The sequence below is a fragment of the Citrobacter sp. ABFQG genome (assembly GCF_004322975.1).
Taxonomy (GTDB): Bacteria; Pseudomonadota; Gammaproteobacteria; order Enterobacterales; family Enterobacteriaceae; genus Citrobacter; species Citrobacter freundii.
Window position 1 is genome coordinate 1,824,365 of sequence record NZ_CP036435.1, and the last position, 22,103, is coordinate 1,846,467.

21 protein-coding genes are annotated in these 22,103 nt (G+C 55.2%); 12 read left to right on the top strand and 9 right to left on the bottom strand.

What is annotated here, in order from left to right:
* The first annotated feature begins 361 nt into the window (after window positions 1–361).
* The 3 genes from WN16_RS08765 (at window position 362) to WN16_RS08775 (ending at window position 1,839) form a co-directional block, all read left to right on the top strand.
* A complete protein-coding gene (locus tag WN16_RS08765; protein ID WP_044699318.1) occupies window positions 362–607 on the top strand; it encodes a DUF2543 family protein in 246 nt (81 codons plus the stop codon).
* Between the two features lie 86 nt (window positions 608–693).
* The gene (locus tag WN16_RS08770; protein WP_003838649.1) at window positions 694–1,170 is read left to right on the top strand and encodes a cold shock domain-containing protein; all 477 of its coding nucleotides are present in this window, start codon (window positions 694–696) and stop codon (window positions 1,168–1,170) included.
* A 237-nt stretch (window positions 1,171–1,407) separates the two neighbouring features.
* On the top strand, window positions 1,408–1,839 hold the full coding sequence (locus WN16_RS08775; RefSeq protein WP_003838647.1) for a hypothetical protein: 432 nt from the start codon (window positions 1,408–1,410) through the stop codon (window positions 1,837–1,839).
* 82 nt (window positions 1,840–1,921) lie between these two features.
* Here WN16_RS08775 and WN16_RS08780 read toward each other — a convergent pair whose 3' ends face one another.
* From WN16_RS08780 to WN16_RS08790, 3 genes are all read right to left on the bottom strand, one after another.
* The gene (locus tag WN16_RS08780; protein ID WP_003838645.1) at window positions 1,922–2,443 is read right to left on the bottom strand and encodes a hypothetical protein; all 522 of its coding nucleotides are present in this window, start codon (window positions 2,441–2,443) and stop codon (window positions 1,922–1,924) included.
* A gap of 19 nt (window positions 2,444–2,462) precedes the next feature.
* Entirely contained in the window at window positions 2,463–2,768 is a 306-nt protein-coding gene (locus WN16_RS08785) for a putative quinol monooxygenase (protein WP_003838643.1), read from the bottom strand.
* 136 nt (window positions 2,769–2,904) lie between these two features.
* Complete coding sequence (locus tag WN16_RS08790) at window positions 2,905–3,717, bottom strand: DNA-binding transcriptional regulator (protein ID WP_044699510.1); 813 nt, start codon at window positions 3,715–3,717, stop codon at window positions 2,905–2,907.
* Window positions 3,718–3,908: 191 nt separating this feature from the next.
* Here WN16_RS08790 and WN16_RS08795 point away from each other — a divergent pair, with 191 nt between their 5' ends.
* The 9 genes from WN16_RS08795 (at window position 3,909) to mmuM (ending at window position 14,070) form a co-directional block, all read left to right on the top strand.
* Window positions 3,909–5,573: a bifunctional 3-(3-hydroxy-phenyl)propionate/3-hydroxycinnamic acid hydroxylase gene (locus tag WN16_RS08795; protein WP_044699319.1), complete on the top strand. Its 1,665-nt coding sequence runs from the start codon at window positions 3,909–3,911 to the stop codon at window positions 5,571–5,573.
* A 1-nt stretch (window position 5,574) separates the two neighbouring features.
* Complete coding sequence (mhpB, locus tag WN16_RS08800) at window positions 5,575–6,519, top strand: 2,3-dihydroxyphenylpropionate/2,3-dihydroxicinnamic acid 1,2-dioxygenase (protein WP_016149675.1); 945 nt, start codon at window positions 5,575–5,577, stop codon at window positions 6,517–6,519.
* A gap of 28 nt (window positions 6,520–6,547) precedes the next feature.
* Window positions 6,548–7,414, top strand: coding sequence for a 2-hydroxy-6-oxonona-2,4-dienedioate hydrolase (mhpC, locus tag WN16_RS08805; RefSeq protein WP_016149676.1), 867 nt, complete (start codon window positions 6,548–6,550; stop codon window positions 7,412–7,414).
* Between the two features lie 9 nt (window positions 7,415–7,423).
* A complete protein-coding gene (gene mhpD / locus WN16_RS08810; protein WP_016149677.1) occupies window positions 7,424–8,233 on the top strand; it encodes a 2-keto-4-pentenoate hydratase in 810 nt (269 codons plus the stop codon).
* Window positions 8,230–9,180: an acetaldehyde dehydrogenase gene (gene mhpF / locus WN16_RS08815; RefSeq protein ID WP_044699322.1), complete on the top strand. Its 951-nt coding sequence runs from the start codon at window positions 8,230–8,232 to the stop codon at window positions 9,178–9,180. The genes mhpD and mhpF overlap by 4 nt, the downstream gene beginning before the upstream one ends.
* Window positions 9,177–10,190 carry a 4-hydroxy-2-oxovalerate aldolase gene (gene mhpE, locus WN16_RS08820; protein WP_003021379.1) on the top strand — a complete coding sequence of 338 codons (1,014 nt, stop codon included), beginning with the start codon at window positions 9,177–9,179 and terminating at the stop codon, window positions 10,188–10,190. The genes mhpF and mhpE overlap by 4 nt, the downstream gene beginning before the upstream one ends.
* A 68-nt stretch (window positions 10,191–10,258) precedes the next feature.
* Window positions 10,259–11,473, top strand: a complete 1,215-nt coding sequence (gene mhpT, locus WN16_RS08825) for a 3-(3-hydroxy-phenyl)propionate transporter MhpT (RefSeq protein WP_044699513.1) — start codon at window positions 10,259–10,261, stop codon at window positions 11,471–11,473.
* 274 nt (window positions 11,474–11,747) lie between these two features.
* Window positions 11,748–13,151, top strand: coding sequence for an S-methylmethionine permease (mmuP, locus tag WN16_RS08830; RefSeq protein WP_044699515.1), 1,404 nt, complete (start codon window positions 11,748–11,750; stop codon window positions 13,149–13,151).
* Window positions 13,138–14,070, top strand: coding sequence for a homocysteine S-methyltransferase (gene mmuM / locus WN16_RS08835; protein WP_044699324.1), 933 nt, complete (start codon window positions 13,138–13,140; stop codon window positions 14,068–14,070). The genes mmuP and mmuM overlap by 14 nt, the downstream gene beginning before the upstream one ends.
* 108 nt (window positions 14,071–14,178) lie before the next feature.
* Here the strand turns inward: mmuM and fbpC are convergent, their stop codons facing one another.
* The 6 genes from fbpC to WN16_RS08865 form a co-directional block, all read right to left on the bottom strand.
* Window positions 14,179–15,225: a ferric ABC transporter ATP-binding protein gene (gene fbpC, locus WN16_RS08840; protein WP_044699326.1), complete on the bottom strand. Its 1,047-nt coding sequence runs from the start codon at window positions 15,223–15,225 to the stop codon at window positions 14,179–14,181.
* Between the two features lie 11 nt (window positions 15,226–15,236).
* Complete coding sequence (locus WN16_RS08845) at window positions 15,237–17,315, bottom strand: iron ABC transporter permease (protein ID WP_088169104.1); 2,079 nt, start codon at window positions 17,313–17,315, stop codon at window positions 15,237–15,239.
* 69 nt (window positions 17,316–17,384) lie between these two features.
* On the bottom strand, window positions 17,385–18,416 hold the full coding sequence (locus WN16_RS08850; RefSeq protein ID WP_003021397.1) for an ABC transporter substrate-binding protein: 1,032 nt from the start codon (window positions 18,414–18,416) through the stop codon (window positions 17,385–17,387).
* Window positions 18,413–19,717 carry an MFS transporter family glucose-6-phosphate receptor UhpC gene (gene uhpC, locus WN16_RS08855; protein ID WP_003021400.1) on the bottom strand — a complete coding sequence of 435 codons (1,305 nt, stop codon included), beginning with the start codon at window positions 19,715–19,717 and terminating at the stop codon, window positions 18,413–18,415. Before uhpC ends, WN16_RS08850 begins: the two co-directional genes overlap by 4 nt.
* An 85-nt stretch (window positions 19,718–19,802) precedes the next feature.
* Window positions 19,803–21,344 (bottom strand): MASE1 domain-containing protein, encoded by a 1,542-nt coding sequence (locus WN16_RS08860; protein WP_044699328.1) that lies wholly within the window; start codon window positions 21,342–21,344, stop codon window positions 19,803–19,805.
* Complete coding sequence (locus WN16_RS08865) at window positions 21,344–21,973, bottom strand: response regulator transcription factor (RefSeq protein WP_003021406.1); 630 nt, start codon at window positions 21,971–21,973, stop codon at window positions 21,344–21,346. Before WN16_RS08865 ends, WN16_RS08860 begins: the two co-directional genes overlap by 1 nt.
* Window positions 21,974–22,103: the final 130 nt, after the last annotated feature.

Below are 22,103 nucleotides of genomic sequence, written 5' to 3' on the forward strand. Positions count from 1 at the left end.
GTTGGATCAGTGGTGTCATCGTAGAGTGTTGTCCAGAAGATGAATGTGGGCAAATGGGCGACTAGCGATGGGATTGGGCCAATAGCAGATTACATATATCAATTATGTAATTAAAGTAATTTAATATTTCCTTTGTAACTCGTTATTTAATTTGCTGCCATTATATCGAAATGAATAAGAGTGCTGTTACTTAAATACGGAAAAATTTATTAAATACGAAGCGGTGCCAGAAAACATTATTGATATATGTAATGCATAGTGACCAATAAAACAGATCGCGAACCATGAAATAAGAATGCTATCATTCACATCAGACGCGGCAGGAAACTGCTGGCACACGCATATCCCCCCGGAGCAACTGATGAACAACGACATTGCGCTTAAATATTATGATATCGCCGACGAGTACGCGACCGAGGCCGCAAAGCCGGTGAGCGACACAGAACGTGACGCGCTGGCGCACTACTTCCAGCAGTTGATTACCCGTTTGATGAACAACGAAGAGATCAGCGAAGAAGCGCAGCAGGAGATGGCAACCGTGGCCGGTGTCGATGCTCAGCGTATCGATGATATCGCGGAGTTCCTCAATCGTTGGGGTAACGAGTAGCCAAAGGTATGGCCTGTGTTTTACACTGCGCGCAAATTGAGTAGGTATACTCTACGAGTAATAGGTTTAATCAGGCGGAAACAGCAATGAACGGAACAATCACAACGTGGTTTAAAGATAAAGGCTTTGGATTTATCAAAGATGAAAACGGCGACAATCGCTATTTTCATGTGATTAAGGTTGCTAATCCTGAGCTGATCAAGAAAGACGCGGCGGTGACTTTTGAGCCCACCACCAATAACAAAGGCTTGTCTGCCTACGCGGTAAAAGTCATACCAGACAGCAAGTACATCTATATCGCAGGCGAGCGTCTGAAGCTCACCTCGATCAAGTCATTTCTGGTCTACAGCGAAGAAGTCCCTGCCGAGACCCGTATCGACAAAGAAAATGCAGTGCTGTCTGTCGGCGTGCTGATGAACAGCATCCGACCAAAATCAGACGTGAAGCCTGGTGAAATGCGCACGCTGAAAAAGCTGGCTATCACCACCTTCCAGGGCACGACGCTGATTTTCTCTGAAGATGAAATCGACATTGACGAGACGGTGAAACTGCTTAAGGTCTGAAGCCCATTCAGAGTGAATGAATGCCGAAACACTGCTCTTTTCAGAGCTGGTTTCGGTTTAGTATTGTGTGAATGGGTTGAAATAAGAATAGCTTTCTTTGACAACCCTAATCACACTTGCAGCAGCATAAGAATGCTTTTGATTATATTGAATTGTTTTGTAAGCATTCCAGATGATACAGTTATCCCGAAAGTGACTAAACCGAGGTCTGATGCTTACCTCATTATGAGGACATAAATGTCTGTCGGAATTGATCACTTCGTAATGAGTTTATATGAATTTTTCGGGCGAAAGATGAAAATATATAAAATAGTGATCATTATAGCGGGTTTGTTTGTTTTGCAGGGTTGTGATAGTCAGGAAACGAAAGTTAAAAAATTACTAAAGTGTGGTTTGGCTGTTAATGAGATAGGTAATTCCCTGGCACAAGAAAATTACGAAAAAAACGGTGTCACGGCTATATTTGGCCGCTCACCACCGCATATTAGCTCTTATGACATGATGAGAATAGGTCAGGATGCCAGAGATGAGTTATGGATGAATGGCCGAAACCGTAGAGGAGAGGCCCAAAGAATAATTGAAGAGTATGAAGAGAGCTACTGTGTTGACATACACCAGGTTCCGGATGATGAAAATATTAAAAAATTAAAATTGATGTTGCGATTATGAAAAGCAGAAGGAGAGACTATTGACGCCACTCTTTATTGATATGGCCCTGGCCTCTTTACAAGAGACCAGGTTCAGCATCTGGCTACTTAAGCTTGCCTCGTAATCCTTCATAGACATCCAGTGCTTTCTGCACATTTGCCTCGTCCATCGATATCTCTGAGAAGTCGATAAACCAGGTACCGGAGCTATGTTTATTAATGACAAAGAGCTTTTTGCTCTGAACAACACGATACTCAACATCGTATTCTTTGTTAAACGTTGAGCCTGTATCAGGAATGGTGAACGTTGTTGTTACACCTGAATCATTTGGATCCCATTTTAAGAAGCCAGAATAAAGTGTGATCCAGTTTTCAAGATTGCTTTTCGTGACATAGCCGAATTGGGTAACCACATTACCGCCGTTATAAATAACGATCATTGCATAATCGCCATCGTCGTCGAGGCGTAAAGTCCCATGGAAAGCATCATTATATTTAGGATCTTTTGGCAGCTGAATATCGATGCCCGTTTTGTACTGTGTCCAGGGGTAGTAAAAGGCTGGTTTGCCTGGTGTGGAGCATCCTGTTAAAAACATAATTAATAGTAAACCAAGTACTTTCTTCATTACCTATCCTATTTCTTAATTATGATGTGACCGTTGGATTTACCACGCCATCCATCAATATGTAACGTGCTTCCTGTCGTGTGTATTGATCAATTAACGGTACAAGTCGTCGGAAATGCTCACTGGCACAATGTTCATCGAGAGCCGCGTGGTTTGGCCATTCTTCGATAAAAATAAAATGACCCGGATCTTTTTCATCAATATAGAGGTCGTAAGCAATACAATGCGGTTCTTTCTTCGTTGCCGATATTAGCTCACGATACAACGGGAGAACGGTTTCAATAAACTCAGGTTTGATGAAATCTTCGGCAATGACCTTTAACACGCAGCCTCCTGGCAAATAAACAATGCACACTATGTAATAGTAGATATCATTTGGGCAAGACACCACAATGTTATATCGGCAGGTGAGTGAGTCATCCCAGCTATCAATCAGATGATCCGCATAACTGTGATCCATCTCACCTCCCGGCCACCAAAATCTCCTGCGACTCAACGCCGTCCTCTATCTGTTTCGCTACCTTTTGTAAGGCCGGAAGATGCTTTTCTGCCGCCTGTTCGATGGTCATGGCACTGGCCATATACACCAGATTCAGGCAGCCGATCACTCGCTGTTCGCTACGGATGGGAACGGCGATAGAAGCGATTTTCTCCTCCTGATCCCAGCCGCGAAAGTTCTGGCCAAAACCGTCTTTTCGCGCGCGGGTTAAAATGGCATTGAGCTTCAGCGGTTCGCGCGCAAGCTGGAACTCTTCTCCTGGTCGGGAGGCCAGCATTTCAATCAGTTCCTGACGTTCATTCTCCGGACAGAATGCCAGCCAGGTCAGGCCGGATGCGGTTTTCAGCAATGGCAAACGACGCCCGACCATCGCCCGGTGAAACGACAGGCGGCTGAAGCGGTGGGTTGTTTCACGTACCACCATCTCGTCCACATCCAGCGTGGAAACGTCGGTCGGCCAGATGACCTCGCGCAGCAAATCCCCCAGCAGCGGGGCGGCTAGTGCGGAAATCCACTGCTCGTCACGAAATCCCTCGCTGAGCTGGCGGACTTTAATGGTTAAGCGAAAGCTGTCATCGGACAGGCTGCGCCGAACGTAACCCTCATCTTGCAGGGTTTCCAGCAGCCGTCTGACCGTGGTGCGATGCAGGCCGCTTAACTCAGCAAGTAAGCCAACACTGGCCCCACCATCGAGCCGGTTTAACATATTTAATAACATTAATCCGCGCGTTAATCCGCGTACGGTTTTGTACTCAGTGCTCTCGTCATTTTTCATATTCATTGACAAATCTACAGGTAAAACAACGTTGTGCACTTAGTGCACATCCAGGCATGTTTTGATTGTAGCGCAAAAACTCACTCCTATACTGACCGCACAACAAAAAATTATTCACATATTTTTAACAAAACAAATTGCGCCTCACCAGGGTCCGCAATTGCGTTTTGTCCGAGTCGTGAGGTTCTGAAATGACAACAAAAAACCCGGATATCCAACCCGCTGTGCAGCACACCGTTCAGGTCGCGATTGCTGGTGCCGGCCCGGTGGGGCTAATGATGGCCAACTATCTTGGCCAGATGGGCATTGACGTGCTGGTGGTGGAGAAGCTCGACACGCTGATCGACTATCCCCGAGCCATCGGCATTGACGATGAAGCGTTGCGCACCATGCAGTCTGTGGGGCTGGTCGAGCGCGTTTTGCCGCACACCACGCCGTGGCACGCGATGCGCTTTCTGACGCCGAAAGGCCGCTGCTTTGCTGATATCCAGCCGATGACCGACGAATTTGGCTGGTCGCGCCGCAATGCGTTTATTCAACCACAGGTGGATGCGGTGATGTTGGAAGGGTTGTCGCGTTTTCCCAACGTGCGCTGCCTGTTCTCCCGCGAACTGGAAGCCTTTAGCCAACAGAACGGTGAAGTAACGCTGAATCTGAAAGCTCCGGACGGCCAGCGCGAAACGGTGAAGGCCCAGTGGCTGGTGGCCTGCGACGGCGGCGGCAGCAACGTCAGACGCTCGCTGAATGTGCCGTTTGAAGGCAAAACCGCGCCGAATCAGTGGATTGTGGTGGATATCGCCAACGATCCGCTCAGCACACCGCATGTGTACCTGTGCTGCGATCCGGTGCGCCCGTATGTCTCCGCTGCGCTGCCGCACGCGGTGCGTCGCTTTGAATTTATGGTGATGCCGGGGGAAACCGAAGCGCAGCTCAGTGAACCGCAGAATATGCGTCAGCTTTTGAGCAAAGTGCTGCCGAACCCGGACAACGTCGAACTGATCCGCCAGCGCGTTTATACCCATAACGCCCGTCTGGCCGAACGTTTTCGCATTGACCGCGTGCTGCTGGCGGGCGATGCGGCGCACATTATGCCGGTCTGGCAGGGGCAGGGGTACAACAGCGGCATGCGCGATGCTTTCAATCTGGCGTGGAAACTGGCGCTGGTCATTAAGGGCAAAGCCGGTGATGAGCTGCTGGATACCTACCAGCAGGAACGCCGCGACCACGCCAAAGCGATGATCGATCTCTCCGTGACCGCTGGCAACGTGCTGGCGCCGCCAAAACGCTGGCACGGCGCGGTGCGCGACGGGGTTTCCTGGCTGCTGAATTATATTCCGCCGGTCAAACGCTACTTCCTCGAAATGCGCTTTAAGCCGATGCCGCAATACCATGTTGGAGCACTGGTGCGTGAGGGTGAGGCGAGAACGTCTCCGGTCGGCAAGATGTTTATCCAGCCGAAGGTGACGCTGGAATCGGGCGAAGTGACGCTGCTCGACAACGTTATTGGACCGAATTTCGCGGTGATTGGCTGGGGCTGTAACCCGCTATGGGGCATGAGCGAGTCGCAGATCCAACAGTGGCAGGCGCTGGGGACGCGTTTTATCCAGGTCGTGCCGGATACGCAGATACATACCGATCAGGATAACCACGACGGCGTTACCCGCATTGGTGATACGCAAAACCGCCTGCGCGCGTGGTTTGCCCAGCACAACGCCGCGCTGGTGGTAATGCGCCCGGACCGCTTCGTGGCCGCCATCGCCATTCCGCAAACCCTGGGCAGCACCCTGAATAAACTGGCGTCGGTGATGACACTTACCCGCGCTACTGCCGATATTCCTGTTGAAAAGGTTGCCTGATATGCACGCTTATCTTCACTGTCTTTCCCACTCGCCGCTGGTGGGCTATGTCGACCCGGCTCAGGCTGTGCTTGACGAGGTTAACGGCGTGATCGCCAGCGCCCGGGCGCGTATTGCGGCGTTCGACCCGGAACTTGTAGTTCTGTTTGCCCCCGATCACTACAACGGTTTTTTTTACGATGTGATGCCGCCGTTCTGTTTAGGCGTGGGAGCCACGGCGATCGGCGATTTCGGCAGCGCGGCGGGGGAACTGCCGGTGCCGACAGATCTCGCTGAAGCCTGCGCCCACGCGGTGATGAAAAGCGGCATCGATCTTGCCGTGTCCTACAACATGCAGGTCGATCACGGCTTCGCGCAGCCGCTGGAGTTTTTGCTCGGCGGTCTGGATAAGGTGCCGGTGCTGCCGGTGTTTATTAACGGCGTCGCCACGCCGCTGCCGGGCTTTCAGCGTACCCGCTTGCTCGGGGAAGCGATTGGCCGTTTCGCCAGCTCGCTGAATAAGCGCGTGCTTTTTTTAGGCTCCGGTGGTCTATCGCATCAACCGCCGGTCCCGGAGCTGGCGAAGGCTGATGCCCATATGCGTGACCGCCTGCTCGGCAGCGGCAAACAGTTACCTGAAAACGAACGCGAGCTGCGCCAGCAGCGGGTGATCAGCGCCGCCGAGAAGTTCGTGGCCGATCAAAACACGCTGCATCCGCTGAACCCTGTCTGGGATAACCGCTTTATGAGCCTGCTTGAGCAGGGGCGTTTGCAGGAGTTGGACGCGGTCAGTAACGAAGAGCTGTCCGTGATGGCGGGCAAATCAACGCACGAAGTTAAAACCTGGGTTGCCGCCTTTGCCGCCATTTCTGCCTTTGGTAGCTGGCGTAGTGAAGGCCGTTATTACCGCCCGATCCCGGAGTGGATCGCCGGATTCGGCTCCCTGAGCGCTACCACACAGAACTGAAACAGAACTGAATATGCAGGAGAACATCATGACTTACCAACCGCAAACCGAAGCCGCTACCAGTCGTTTTCTGGAGGTGCAGGAAGCAGGCGAAACACTACGCGTGCATTTCAATGACTGTGGACAGGGCGAAGAGACTGTCGTGCTGCTGCACGGCTCTGGTCCTGGCGCGACGGGCTGGGCAAACTTCAGCCGCAATATTGATCCGCTGGTACAGGCCGGATACCGGGTGATCCTGCTGGATTGTCCAGGCTGGGGCAAAAGCGATGGGATCGTTAACCGCGGTTCGCGATCTGATCTCAACGCTCGCATTCTGAAAAGCGTGGTCGATCAATTGGATATTCAAACAGTCCACCTGCTGGGTAACTCGATGGGCGGTCACAGTGCTGTGGCGTTTACCCTGAGCTGGCCGGAGCGCGTGGGCAAACTGGTGCTAATGGGCGGCGGAACGGGCGGCATGAGTCTGTTTACCCCGATGCCGACCGAAGGTATCAAGCGCCTGAATCAGCTATACCGCGAGCCGACCATCGAGAACCTGAAGCTGATGATGGAGATCTTTGTCTTCGACACCAGCGACCTGACCGAGGCGTTGTTTGAGGCACGACTGAATAACATGCTGTCGCGTCGCGATCACCTGGAAAACTTTGTCCAGAGTCTGGAGGCCAACCCGAAACAGTTCCCGGATTTCAGCCCGCGTCTGGGTGAAATCAAAGCCCAGACCCTGATTGTCTGGGGACGCAATGACCGCTTTGTGCCGATGGATGCCGGTCTGCGCCTGCTCTCCGGAATTGCCGGTTCTGAGCTGCATATCTACCGCGACTGCGGGCACTGGGCGCAGTGGGAGCATGCGGATGCCTTTAACCAGTTGGTGCTGAACTTCCTCGCACGCCCTTAAGGAACGGACATGACGAATCATAATCTTGAGCAGCTGGCCGCCGATTTACGTCAGGCTGAAGAAAAAGGGGAAGCTATCGCCCCACTGCGTGAATTGATTGGTGTGGACAACGGCGAAGCGGCCTACGCCATTCAACGCATCAACGTGCAGTATGAAGTGGCGCGCGGGCGTCGCGTGGTCGGGCGCAAAGTAGGGCTGACACACCCGAAAGTGCAGCAGCAGCTTGGCGTCGATCAGCCGGACTTCGGTACGCTGTTTGCCGACATGTGCTACGGCGATAACGACACCATTGCGTTTGAGCGCGTGCTGCAACCGCGTATTGAAGCGGAAATCGCGCTGGTGCTGAACCGCGATCTGCCCAATGCCGACACTACTTTTGACGAGCTGTATAACGCCATCGAGTGGGTGCTGCCCGCGCTGGAAGTGGTCGGCAGCCGTATCCGTGACTGGTCAATCAAGTTTGTTGATACCGTGGCGGATAACGCCTCCTGCGGGGTGTATGTGGTCGGCGGCCCGGCACAGCGTCCGGCAGGATTAGATCTGAAAAACTGCGCGATGAAAATGACGCGCAACAACGAAGAGGTTTCCAGCGGACGCGGCAGCGAATGCCTGGGACATCCGATCAACGCCGCCGTCTGGCTGGCGCGCAAAATGGCCAGCCTCGGCGAGCCGCTACGTGCCGGAGATATCATTCTCACCGGGGCGTTAGGCCCGATGGTGGCGGTGAATGCGGGCGATCGTTTCGAGGCCCATATCGACGGTATTGGTTCAGTTGCCGCCACCTTTTCAGCGGCGGTTACAAAAGGAAGTCAGTCATGAGTAAGCGTAAAGTCGCCATTATCGGCTCCGGCAACATCGGTACCGATTTGATGATAAAAATTCTGCGTCACGGCGTACATCTGGAAATGGCGGTGATGGTCGGTATCGATCCAGATTCTGATGGTCTGGCGCGTGCCCGACGCATGGGCGTTGCCACCACCCATGAAGGGGTGACAGGGCTTATCACCATGCCGGAATTCGCCGACATCGACATTGTTTTTGATGCCACCAGCGCAGGCGCGCATGTGAAGAACGACGCCGCGCTGCGCGCCGTTAAACCAGCGATCCGCCTGATCGACCTGACCCCCGCGGCAATCGGCCCGTACTGTGTGCCTGTGGTGAATCTGGAGGCCAACGTTGATCAGCAGAACGTTAATATGGTGACCTGCGGCGGGCAGGCGACTATCCCGATGGTGGCGGCAGTTTCTCGCGTGGCAAAAGTCCATTACGCCGAAATTATCGCCTCGATCGCCAGTAAATCTGCGGGTCCTGGCACGCGCGCTAATATCGATGAGTTTACCGAAACCACCTCGAAGGCGATTGAAGTGGTTGGCGGCGCGGCAAAAGGTAAAGCGATTATCGTCCTTAACCCGGCCGAGCCGCCGCTGATGATGCGCGACACGGTGTATGTGCTGAGCGAAGCGGCCTCTGAGGTTGAAGTTAAAGCATCGATTAATGAGATGGCGGCGGCGGTGCAGGCTTACGTGCCGGGCTATCGTCTGAAACAGCGTGTCCAGTTTGAAGTCATCCCGCAGGATAAACCGGTAAATCTGCCGGGCATCGGTCAGTTCTCCGGGCTGAAAACCGCGGTGTATCTGGAAGTGGAAGGCGCGGCGCACTATTTACCTGCCTATGCGGGCAACCTCGACATTATGACCTCCAGCGCGCTGGCGACCGCTGAGAAAATGGCGCAGTCCCTCACTCGTCAGGCAGGAGAAGCAGCATGAACGGTAAAAAACTCTATATCTCTGACGTGACCCTGCGCGACGGCATGCACGCTATTCGTCATCAATATTCGCTGGAAAACGTGCGCCAGATTGCCAAAGCGCTGGACGACGCGAGGGTGGATTCCATTGAGGTGGCGCACGGCGACGGTCTGCAGGGTTCCAGTTTTAACTATGGCTTTGGTGCGCACAGCGACCTGGAGTGGATTGAAGCGGCGGCGGACGTGGTCAAGCACGCCAAGATCGCCACGCTGCTGTTGCCGGGCATTGGCACGATTCATGACCTGAAAAATGCGTATCAGGCTGGGGCGCGCGTTGTGCGTGTGGCGACCCACTGTACCGAAGCGGACGTGTCGGCCCAGCATATTCAGTATGCGCGTGAACTGGGCATGGACACCGTCGGTTTTCTGATGATGAGTCATATGACCACGCCGGAAAACCTCGCACAGCAAGCGAAACTGATGGAAAACTACGGTGCGACCTGTATCTATGTGGTCGATTCAGGCGGGGCGATGAACATGTCTGATATCCGTGACCGCTTCCGCGCCCTGAAAGCGGTGCTGAAGCCGGAAACAGAAACCGGGATGCACGCCCACCACAACCTGAGCCTTGGCGTGGCGAACTCGATTGCTGCGGTAGAAGAGGGTTGTGATCGTATCGATGCCAGTCTGGCCGGTATGGGCGCAGGCGCAGGCAACGCGCCGCTGGAGGTATTTATCGCCGCGGCGGATAAGCTTGGCTGGCAGCACGGCACCGATCTGTATGCGCTGATGGACGCCGCCGACGATCTGGTGCGTCCGCTGCAGGACCGCCCGGTGCGGGTGGACCGCGAAACGCTGGCGCTGGGCTATGCTGGGGTGTACTCCAGCTTCCTGCGCCACTGCGAAGTGGCGGCGGCGCGTTATGGCCTGAGCGCGGTAGATATTCTGGTTGAACTGGGCAAACGCCGGATGGTGGGCGGCCAGGAAGATATGATCGTCGACGTGGCGTTGGATCTGCGCAACAGAAAATAAAAATGATTACGCGGCTGGCAACGTATCAGCCGCGATTCACCTGCATCGTGACCTCAGAGGTACATCTTATGACTACCCGTACCCCCGCATCCTCATCCCGCCTGACGTTGACCGTCGGGCTGTGTTTTTTAGTCGCCCTGATGGAAGGGCTGGATTTACAGGCCGCCGGGATCGCTGCCGTCGGTATCGCCCATGCGTTTGCATTGGATAAAATGCAGATGGGCTGGATCTTCAGCGCGGGCATTCTTGGGCTGCTGCCCGGCGCGCTGGTGGGTGGCATGCTGGCCGATCGCTATGGCCGCAAACGCATTCTTATTGCCTCCGTGGCGCTGTTCGGCCTGTTCTCACTGGCAACAGCGATATCCTGGGATTTCTCATCGCTGGTGTTTGCTCGCCTGATGACCGGTGTTGGGTTGGGGGCGGCATTGCCGAATCTGATCGCGCTGACTTCTGAGGCGGCGGGCCCGCGTTTTCGTGGTACGGCGGTGAGCCTGATGTACTGCGGTGTGCCGATTGGCGCGGCGCTTGCGGCCGCGCTCGGGTTTAGCGGTCTGGCCTCTGCCTGGCAAACGGTGTTCTGGGTTGGCGGGGTGATCCCGCTGCTGCTGGTACCGCTGTTGATGCGCTGGTTGCCGGAATCGCAGGTTTACGCCCAACAAACGCAGGTGGCTGCCGCGCCGCTGCGCGCTCTGTTTGCGCCAACCACCGCGACAGCCACGCTGCTGCTGTGGCTGTGCTATTTCTTCACCCTGCTGGTGGTGTATATGCTGATCAACTGGCTGCCGATGCTGCTGGTAGAGCAGGGCTTTCAGCCCTCGCAGGCAGCAGGCGTGATGTTTGCTCTGCAAATCGGCGCGGCCAGCGGGACGTTAATTCTCGGGGCGTTGATGGACAAACTGCGTCCGGTGGTGATGTCACTTTTGATCTACACCGGGATGTTGGCTTCACTGCTGGCGCTGGGCACGGTATCGTCATTGAGCGGCATGTTGATGGCTGGATTTGTGGCGGGGATGTTTGCCACCGGTGGGCAAAGCGTGTTGTATGCGCTGGCACCGTTGTTTTACAGCACGCAGATCCGCGCCACCGGCGTTGGTACCGCTGTCGCCGTCGGGCGTCTGGGCGCGATGAGTGGTCCGTTGCTGGCAGGAAAAATGTTAGCGCTCGGCACCGGAACGGTAGGGGTGATGGCGGCTTCTGCGCCGGGGATATTGCTGGCAGGGCTGGCGGTATTTATTCTGATGAGTCGCAAATCGCAGATGCCGATCCCTGCCAGCGGTGCTTAAACGCTCATTCGGTAGTATGAGCAGGGAGATACGGTTCCCACTTCCGGGTGAACGCCAGCCGGTGAGGACGTTGCCAGAGTTTACATAAAGCCTGGCAACGGAGGCGTTATGAGCTGGCGGCCCTTTTTGTATTTGATTATTAATCCCCATCCGATATTAAGCGCCCGGCGCGGGCATTTGCGCCTGGTGCAGGGTTGACTTTGCATTCTGTTAACAAACGCGGTATAACAAACCTTCTTTGGATGTTTAGATGTCCATACGTTTAGAAGGTTATATGCAAACAACACAACAAAATGCGCCACTGAAGCGCACAATGAAAACGCGTCACCTGATAATGCTCTCCTTAGGCGGCGTGATTGGCACAGGGTTATTCTTCAATACCGGGTACATCATCTCCACTACCGGGGCGGCGGGAACGCTGCTGGCTTATCTGATTGGCGCGCTGGTGGTCTGGCTGGTTATGCAGTGTCTGGGCGAGCTTTCGGTCGCGATGCCGGAGACTGGGGCGTTTCACGTCTATGCTGCGCGTTATCTCGGCCCCGCAACGGGATATACCGTAGCCTGGCTCTACTGGCTGACCTGGACTGTGGCGCTGGGGTCGAGCTTTACCGCCGCCGGATTCTGTATGCAGTACTGGTTTCCACAGGTGCCGGTTTGGGTCTGGTGTGTGGTGTTCTGCGCGATTATTTTTGGTCTGAACGTCATCTCCACGCGCTTTTTTGCCGAAGGGGAGTTCTGGTTCTCGCTGGTAAAAGTGGTCACTATCATCGCCTTTATCATCCTCGGCGGGGCGGCGATTTTTGGTTTTATCCCGATGCAGGATGGCTCGCCCGCGCCTGGACTGAGTAATATCACGGCGGAAGGCTGGTTCCCACACGGTGGCTTACCTATCCTGATGACGATGGTGGCGGTGAATTTTGCTTTTTCGGGAACCGAGCTTATCGGTATTGCCGCCGGAGAAACAGAAAACCCGCGCAAGGTCATTCCGGTAGCGATTCGTACCACTATCGCGCGACTGATTATTTTCTTTATCGGCACCGTGTTTGTGCTGGCGGCGCTGATCCCAATGCAGCAGGCGGGCGTGGAGAAAAGCCCGTTTGTGCTGGTGTTTGAGAAGGTGGGTATTCCTTACGCCGCCGATATTTTTAACTTCGTGATCCTGACGGCTATTCTATCCGCGGCGAACTCCGGGCTGTATGCCTCCGGGCGCATGCTGTGGTCGCTGTCGAATGAACGTACGCTACCGGCCTGTTTTGCGCGAGTAACGAAAAACGGCGTGCCGCTGACGGCGCTGTCGGTCAGTATGCTCGGTGGTGTACTGGCGCTGTTTTCCAGCGTGGTGGCCCCGGATACGGTATTTGTCGCGCTGTCGGCAATCTCCGGGTTTGCGGTGGTGGCGGTGTGGCTGAGTATTTGCGCTTCACACTTCGTCTTTCGCCGCCGTTATCTGCAGCAGGGTAAGGCATTGAGTGAATTGCATTATCGCGCGCCGTGGTATCCGCTGGTGCCGGTACTGGGATTTGTGCTGTGCCTGGTGGCTTGTGTCGGGCTGGCATTCGATCCAGCGCAGAGAATTGCGCTGTGGTGCGGGTTACCGTTTGTGGCAGTGTGTTATGGTGCTTATTTCCTTACTCAACCGCGTAAAACCAAACAGGAGCCCGAACATGTCGCAGAATAATCCGTTAAGCGCCATCCTCGATAAACAGGATTTCCTGCTGCTCGATGGTGCGATGGCGACGGAGCTGGAAGCGCGTGGCTGTAACTTAGCCGATAGTCTGTGGTCAGCCAAAGTGCTGGTCGAAAATCCGGAGCTTATCCGCGAAGTCCATCTCGATTACTACCGGGCGGGGGCGCAGTGCGCGATCACCGCCAGCTATCAGGCGACGCCGGCGGGCTTTGCCGCGCGAGATCTGGATGAAGCGCAGTCGAAAGCGCTGATTGGCAAAAGCGTGGAGCTGGCGCGTAAAGCCCGCGAAGCGTATCTGGCAGAGAACCCGCAGGCGGGCACGCTGCTGGTAGCAGGATCGGTCGGGCCTTACGGCGCGTATCTGGCGGATGGTTCTGAATACCGTGGTGATTACCAACGTAGCGCTGAAGAGTTTCAGGCGTTTCACCGCCCGCGCGTGGAAGCCTTGCTGGATGCCGGGGCCGATCTTCTGGCCTGTGAAACCCTGCCAAATTTTGCCGAAATTAGCGCGCTGGCTGAGTTATTGACTGTATATCCGCGTGCGCGGGCGTGGTTCTCATTTACCCTGCGCGACAGCGAGCACCTGAGCGACGGTACGCCGCTGCGTGACGTGGTTGCGTTGCTGGCGGATTATCCGCAGGTGGTGGCGCTAGGTATTAACTGCATTGCGCTGGAAAACACCACCGCTGCGTTGCAGCATTTACACGGTTTAACGGCGCTGCCGCTGGTGGTGTATCCGAACTCGGGCGAGCAGTATGATGCCGTGAGCAAAACCTGGCATCATCACGGTGAGCATTGTGCGCATCTGGCGGATTATCTGCCGCAGTGGCAGGCCGCTGGCGCACGGTTGATTGGCGGGTGCTGTCGCACCACGCCTGCGGATATCGCCGCGCTAAAAGCGCGAAGCTGAGAGTTTATCGGGCCTACATCGTTCACTTTAGGCCTGATAAGCGCAGCGCATCAGGCATTGCCGGATGGTGGCATAAGCGCCTTATCCGGCCTACAAAGCCACAAAACGTTATGCTGCATCCGCCAGAACAAACATGCCGTACGGATGGATTTCGAGATAATACTGCTCGCCGACGTCCGGCTGTAAACGCGTAGCGTTGACCTGCAATAAGATCTCCTGCCCGTGCCATTCCACCGTGACTTCATACTGGGGGCCCATATAGGCCACGTGGCGGATCACGCAGCGCTGACTCTCTTCGCCGCGATCGCTGAGCGTGATCGCTTCCGGGCGCACGCCGACCATGCCTTCGCCTTGCGTATCAAAGTGCAGCGGGCGCGGCAGGTGGTAGCCGTAGATATCAACGTATTGGTCACTGAAGGTGGCCGGGAACAGGTTGGCGTCACCCATAAAACTTGCCATAAAGCGCGAGGCGGGCTGGCGGTAAAGATCCTGCGGTGAACCGATCTGCATGATGTGTCCCTTGTTCATCACCAGCACGGTATCGGAAACCGCAAAGGCTTCGCTTTGATCGTGGGTGACGTACAGCGAGGTGATATCAAACTGCTTTTGCAGTTCGCGGATCTTGTCGCGCATGCTGCGACGCAGGTTGGCGTCGAGGTTACTCAACGGCTCATCAAACAGCAGCACTTTCGGCTTGAGGATCAATGCGCGGGCCAGCGCTACGCGCTGCTGCTGACCGCCGGAGATCTGATCAACATAGCGTTCTTCGAATCCTTCCAGATCGACCATCGCCAGTGCCTCTTTGACACGGGTTTTCACCTCAGCGCGGGACACGCCGAGCATCTTCAGGCCGTAACCAACGTTCTCTCCCAGCGACATATGCGGGAACAGGGCATAGGACTGAAACACCATACAGATATCACGCTGCTGAATTGAGCGATGGGTGACGTCATCGCCATCAATGAAAATCTGCCCTTCGCTCGGTTTTTCCAGCCCGGCGACCAGGCGCAAAATGGTGGTTTTACCACAACCGGACGGGCCGAGCAGCGTCACCATTTGCCCCTGCGGGATGGTGAGGTTGATATTGTCGATTACCGTATTACTGCCAAATCGTTTGGTGACGTTGCGCAGTTCAACGAAATTTTTCTGAGTCATAGTGCGCTCCATTACGCTTGGTTTTTGGCTTTTGAACGGGAGGTACGTGATTCACCGATCAGCCAGTCAAAGATGAAAATAATCGCCAGCATCACCACGATCAGAATGGAACCGTAGGCAATCGCCACACCGTATTCGCCGTCTTCCACGCGGTTAAGGATGTAGGCCGTGGCCACGCGGGTATCCGGCGTGACGAGGAACACAATGGCGCTGACGGTGGTAATGGCGCGCACAAAGCTGTAAATCAGCGCCGAAAGGATCGCCGGGCGTAGCAGCGGCAGCAGGATATGCGTAATAGTACGCAGCGAACCGGCGCGCAGGCTGAGCGAGGCTTCATCCAGTGATTTATCGATCTGGCCTAAGCCCGCGATACCCGCGCGAATGCCGACCGGGACGTTACGCATTACCATCGAGATAATGACAATCGCCGCCGTACCAGTGAGGTACACCGGGGCGCTGTTAAAGGCCAGAATGTACGATACGCCCGCGACGGTGCCTGGAACGGCAAAGCACAGCATGGTGGTGAACTCGATGGTCTTCTTGCCCTTAAACTGTTGGCGCACGACTACCCAGGCGATCAGCAGGCCGAAGATGGCGGTGATCGGCGCGGCAATACCGGCGTAGAGCAGGGTGTCGAGCAGTGAAGGCCATGCGCCGTCGCTCATCCCCTGACCGAACAGTTTGGTAAAGTTCGCTAACGTCAGGGTGTAGTCCACGCCCCAGTTAACGGTGAAACTGCCGTAGAAAATGCTGCCGTACAACAGGGCGTTAAAGGCAATCCACACCGCCAGCAGCGCGACCACGCTCCATACCAACGTCACAGGTAACGGTTGCACGTCGCCCCGGTAGGATTTACCGGAAACGGTGACGTATGAGCGTTTACCAATCCACATATATTGCACGCAGAACACCAGCAGCGAGAACAGCAGCAGGAAGGCACCCAGCGTACTGGCGGCCTGGTAGTCGAGCTGCGAACCGGTGATGTAGAAGTAGATTTGCGTTGCCAGCACGTCGAAGTTACCGCCGAGCACCAGCGGGTTACTAAAGTCAGCCAGCGACTGCACAACCACAATCAAAAAGGCGTTCGCCAGCGCTGGTTTCAACAGCGGGACAAACACGCCGTTAAAGGTCTGCCAGCGGCTGGCACGCAGGGTGTATGACGCTTCTTCCAGCGACGGATGAATGGTTTTGATTGCTCCGTCGAGGATCATAAACGCCATCGGAGTGAAGGCCAGCACCTGCGCCAGCCAGATGCCGGTAAAACCGTACAGCCAGTTGGTGTTGGTTAAGCCAAACCATTCGACCATAAATTCGGTGATGTAGCCGGAGCGTCCCATCATCAGCGTGACGCCTAAACCCACGACAAACGGCGGGGTGACGATCGGCAGAATCGAGAAGATACGTCCGATTATGGCGCTGCGTCTGGCGATCCGGGTGGTATAGATAGCCAGTACCAGACCAAAGAAGGTACAGCCGATGCCGACGGCAATCGACAGCATAATCGAGTTGAGGATCACCTGAATGATATGTGCCTGCGACAGCACATTCATAAACGCCAGCGGGGCAAATTCCCCGGCGTCGTTGGTGAACATCGGAATAAAAATAGCGATACTCGGCCAGACGATAAAAATACCGATTAGCGCGACAATCGCGGTGAGCGAACCGATGACGAAACGGTCGCCGCCCAGCCATTCCAGACGGGTGAGCGCCAGGGTCATGATCGCGCCAAGTGCCACAAACAACACAATGGTGGCATAGCCTAAGCCGCGCCCCTCAAGAGTCGCGCTGGCGACGATAAACGCCATACAGAAAAAAGCCCAGCCCGCATCAAGATAATGGCGGCCGCGCTGTTCGCGCCTGGCCTCATGGAACGGACGCACCAGTAGCAGGCTCGGCAGCAGATACCATAACCAACTGATATTGAACTGTGACCAGCCGTAGGCGGCGAGTATTTCCTCGCCTGTCGATTCCTGCAGACCGTAGTCCAGGCTCCAGCTTGGCAACAGGGCAAACGCCAGCCAGCCAAGCAAAACCCAAAGAAATATCGCATCCCGTTTTTTCACGGGATGGAGTGCAAGTGTGTGTGACATAGCGGTTCCGGTATTCCAGGCCGGATGCGGTATTTACGCCGCACCCGGCAAATGATCGCCGATGTAGGTTTATTTACCCATCTTCACTTCGCTGACCCACTTATTGATCAACGCTTTACGCACGTCGGTCGAGCCGTACTTATCCATGTCGTAATTGATAAGTTTCAGGTCGTCGAGCTTCAGCGAGTTAGGAGACGTCTCGGCGGTGGTGTTGGTCAGGATCTGATAGGACTTACCTTTCTTCCACGCCAGTTCCTGGGCATCTTTTGACAGTACCCAGTCAACGAACAGTTTGGCGTTATCGAGGTTGCGCGCGCCTTTCAGAATGCTAACGCCGCCGATCTCATAGCCAGTACCTTCGCACGGTGAAATTAGCTCCAGCGGTGCGCCCTGTTCTTTTTCCAGCGAGTAGTCGTGCAGGAAGCCAATGCCAATCGCCGTTTCGCCACGAGCGGCGTTACGCGCTGGGGCAATGCCTGATTTAGTGTATTGAGAGACGTTGGCGTTGAGCTGTTTCAGGTAGTCAAAGGCCTGATCTTCACCCCACAACTGGGCAAAAGTCGCCAGCGCGGTATAGGCGGTACCGGAGCTTTGCGGGTCAGCAATCTGGATTTCACCTTTGTATTCCGGTTTGGTCAGATCCTTCCAGCATTTTGGCACCGGCAGGTTTTTCTCTTTCAGGCGCTGGGTATTGACGCCAAAGCCCAGAATACCGACGTAAACCGCCGAGGAGAGATTGCCTTTCACCTTCGCGGGATCGCGGAATTTCTCCATGATCTGTTCGAGATTGGGTGATTTATACGGCTGCAGCAGGCCCATTTCCCCGGCCTGGGACTGCGGATCCAGCGTACCGCCGTACCAGACATCCGCCTGCGGATTTTTCTTCTCGGCATCCACTTTCGCCAGCGTACTGCCCGAGCCGTTGCGAATGAATGAGGTTTTCACATCATATTTTTCACCGAAGGCTTTGGTTTCGGTTTCGCACATCTCGTTAGTGGCGCTGCAATACACCACCAGACGGCCCTGCGCCTGAGCTGCATTGCTGAAGGCTGCCAGCGTCAGAGCGGAGGCAATTAGTGTAGAGGTAAGCGTCAGTTTCATTGTTTTATCCTTTGACTGAGAGAAGGGGTAATGCCTGCAATGAGCAGTGGCATCAGCAATAAACCCATAAAGACAGCGGCGACCGAGAGCAAACTGAACATTCCCGACCAGCCGTAGTGTTCTATGACCAGCGACAGCGGCCAACCCGCCAGCGCGGCCCCCAGATAGGCGAACAGCCCGAGAAAACCGGTAATTGAACCTGCTGCCGCTTTGTGTCCGCACTCCACTGCCGCGAGGCCAATCAGCATCTGTGGGCCAAACACAAAAAAGCCCACCGTAAAGAAACACATTGCCAGTAGCGCGTAGTGGTGCACCGGCGCCAGCCACAGCGCGGCGACGGAGACCATCAGCCCCAGCGTGAACAGCAAAATCATCGGCGCACGCTGACCGCTGAACAGCAGATCCGATCCCCATCCGGCAAACAGCGCCCCCAGCAAACCGCCAACTTCAAACAGCATCACCGTGGCATTGGCGCTGAGCAGATTCACGCCGTGGCTTTCCGTCAGCCAGATGTTGCCCCAGTCGTTGAGCGCAATGCGGATCAAATAGACCAATACATACGACACGCCGAGCAGCCAGATCATCGGGTTTTTCAGCATGGTGGTACGTAACATTTGCCACAGCCCCATCGGCGGACTTTGCTGTTCCTGACGCAGCTCCAGCGGGTCATGCCGCCATTCCCCAACCGTCGGTAATCCCTCTTCCCGGGGCGTGCCTTTCAGTTGCAGAGTGAGCCAAATGCCTAACGCCATGCTGATAATCCCCGGTGCCAGCATCGCTGCCTGCCAGCCCCACCAGTGGGCGGCAAAGGCGCTAATCAGCGGGATAACTGCCCCACCAATGTTGATCGACATATTCCAGCAGCCCCACCAGAATCCGCGTTCGTTGCGCGAGTACCAGTGGGTCAGTAGTCGGGCGCAGGGCGGCCAGCCCCACCCCTGGAAAAAACCGTTCAGCGTCCAGACCACCAGCAGCAGCGTCAGCGATTCACCAAAGGCGAACAGCACATTCAAAACACCGGTGGCGAAAAGGCCAATGCCCATAAATGCGCGTTGTCCGTGGCTGTCGTGCCACAGTCCGGCGGTAAATTTCGACAGGCCATAGGTCAGGTAAAACAGCGACCCCAGCAGGCCGATATCGCCTTTATCCAGACCGAGGTCCGTTTGTAGCGCCGGGAGGACGTAGTTAACGCTTTTGCGCGTCAGATAAAACGCGGCATAGCCAATGACCATACACATCAGCAGTCGGGGGCGTAGCGCCCGGTATTGTTGATCTGTTTCGCTGGCTGAGCGTGTATGCATGGCAGTCTCCGTTTGTGCTGACTATAGGAAAGTGAAAGCAAAAGAGGATGAGAGAAAGTCCAGAGTGGCTAAGACTTTTTCCTGGTTAGCGGCTGATTTGTTGCAAATTTGTGGGCAGGTTAACAATTACCCGTGTGCCGTTGTTTGATTCGAGCGTCAGTTCACCGCCAAGGGCGCTCACCCGCTCACGCATTCCCTGGATACCGAAACCGGGAATTTTTTCTGGCAGAATACCCACGCCATTGTCAGCGACGTCCAGAAACAAGCTATGTTCCTGCTGGCGCAGCGTAATCGACACATCGCTGGCATCGGCATGTTTACAGACGTTATTGAGTAACTCCTGCAACAGGCGATACAGCGTGAAGCGCACCGTTTCGTTTTCTGGCGTATTCTCTAGCTGATAATCAAAGCGACAGCGAATGCCCCGTTCAGCAAAAGCAAATTCATTCACCAGATGATGTAGTGCATCTTTAAAAGACAGTTCATCGAGCGCGGGTGGACGCAGCTGGCGCAGCAGCTGGCGGGTGGAGTGGTGAATACGCCGGGCCAGGTCGTTGATCTGATTTGCCGCCTCAAGCGTTTGCTCGCAACCCGGTGCGCGTTTGACCAGTTGTGATTGAATTTGAATGGCGGTGATGTTCTGACCAATTTCGTCGTGCAGTTCCCGCGCCAGGCTTTTGCGCGTGTTTTCTTCGGTGCGGATCAGCTGTTCGGTCAGCGCGCGACGCGCCGCCAGTTCAGTTTCCAGACGCTGGCGATAATGGTGCAGGTTTTGCGCCAGATGCTGCTGGCGGCTGATGGCGATCCCCAGCCCTATGCCGAGCAGCGCCTGGGTGGCGAGGAAAATCTCCAGCTCCAGTAAATTACTGAACCCGACGCCGATTTGCCGGGCGATGGTGATCATCATACTGCCGAGCAATCCGGACAACACGCCGCCCTGCCAGCCAAATTTCCACGCCATCACCACGTTCGGTAAGAACACCACGATCAGCAACAGGCGCTCGATCTCCGGCGACAACACCATCTGGGTGCCGATGCCAATAATAAAAAACAGGCTGCACCAGATGATAAGCGAGGTGCGCAGCGGGGGATTGGTGGTATCCAGCCCGAGCAAATGATAGCGGTGCTGCTGGCGCAAAAATTCATAGATCAGATAGACAAACGGCGTCAGCAGCACGCCGCCGGTAAACGACGCCAGGCCAATTAACGTTGCCGGACTTTGGATAAACGGTGAAAGCAGGGCGGTATTGAGCAATGAGGTGAGCGTCACCCCGGCCAGCAGCAGCGTTAAGCGCTGCCAGTAAAGGGGGAAACGGTGCCAGTATGACTGACCGATGCTTGCCGGAATCAGGCTAATAAACGGCGCGGCCAGCAGGATATAGCCATTCAATAATTGCTCACTGTGCAGCCAGAACAACATCAGCACCGGCGGCAGTACCAGCGCGGGCCAGTAACGGCGAGAAAGCAGGATGAGCAGCGCGAGATAGACGCCGTGCGGCAGGAACAGCGCCGCCTGCTGGCCGTTGTGGGTCAGGTAAAACCCCAGCGTCCACAGCATCAACCAGCCCGATCCCCAGGCCAGCAGAATAAACAGAGAAATAACCCAATGCCGAAGGCTACGCGACATTAATGCCCCGTTAATAGCTGGTGGTCGAGGGCAAAATGCACCAGATCGATGGTGCTGTGGCATTGCAGTTTGCCCAGCACGTTCGCCCGATGAACGTGTACCGTCTTGTGGCTGAGGTCGAGCTTGAAGGCGATCTCTTTTACGCTGTCGCCTTTGACCAACAGCTCAAACACTTCGCGCTCGCGTGGGGTCAGTACTTCCAGTACCTGCGCGGGCTGTTCGCCGCCGCGTAGCGCCCGCAGCGCATCGGCGCACAGGTAATGCCCGCCCATACCGACCGATCGTACCGCCTGCACCAGCTCCTCTGGTCCGCAGCGTTTGGTCAGGTAGCCACTGGCGCCGGCATCCAGCGCACTTTGCACAAACGTGGGTGAGTCATAGATGCTGAGAATGATGGCGCGAAAACCGGGCTTCTGTGCCCGCAGTCGTTTTAACAGGCTCAGACCATTTTCATCCGGCATGGCGATATCCATCACCGCAACGTTGACGTCATCATGCAGAAGTGCAGGCCAGGCCTCCGCTGCGCTGCTGTACTGACCGGTAACGTTGAGATCGTCTTCGAGACTGAGTAATTGCGCAAAGCCGGAACGCACCACCACATGGTCATCCACCAGCACAACATGAATCATGATTTTACTCTCTTGCCTGATAATGGCGTCTATGATGCCGGTCAGCGCCGCGCTGGCAATCATCCAGGTGTAGTTATGTAACGAATGTAACAAAATCGCAATAATTTGCCGGGTGTTGTAGGCCGGATAA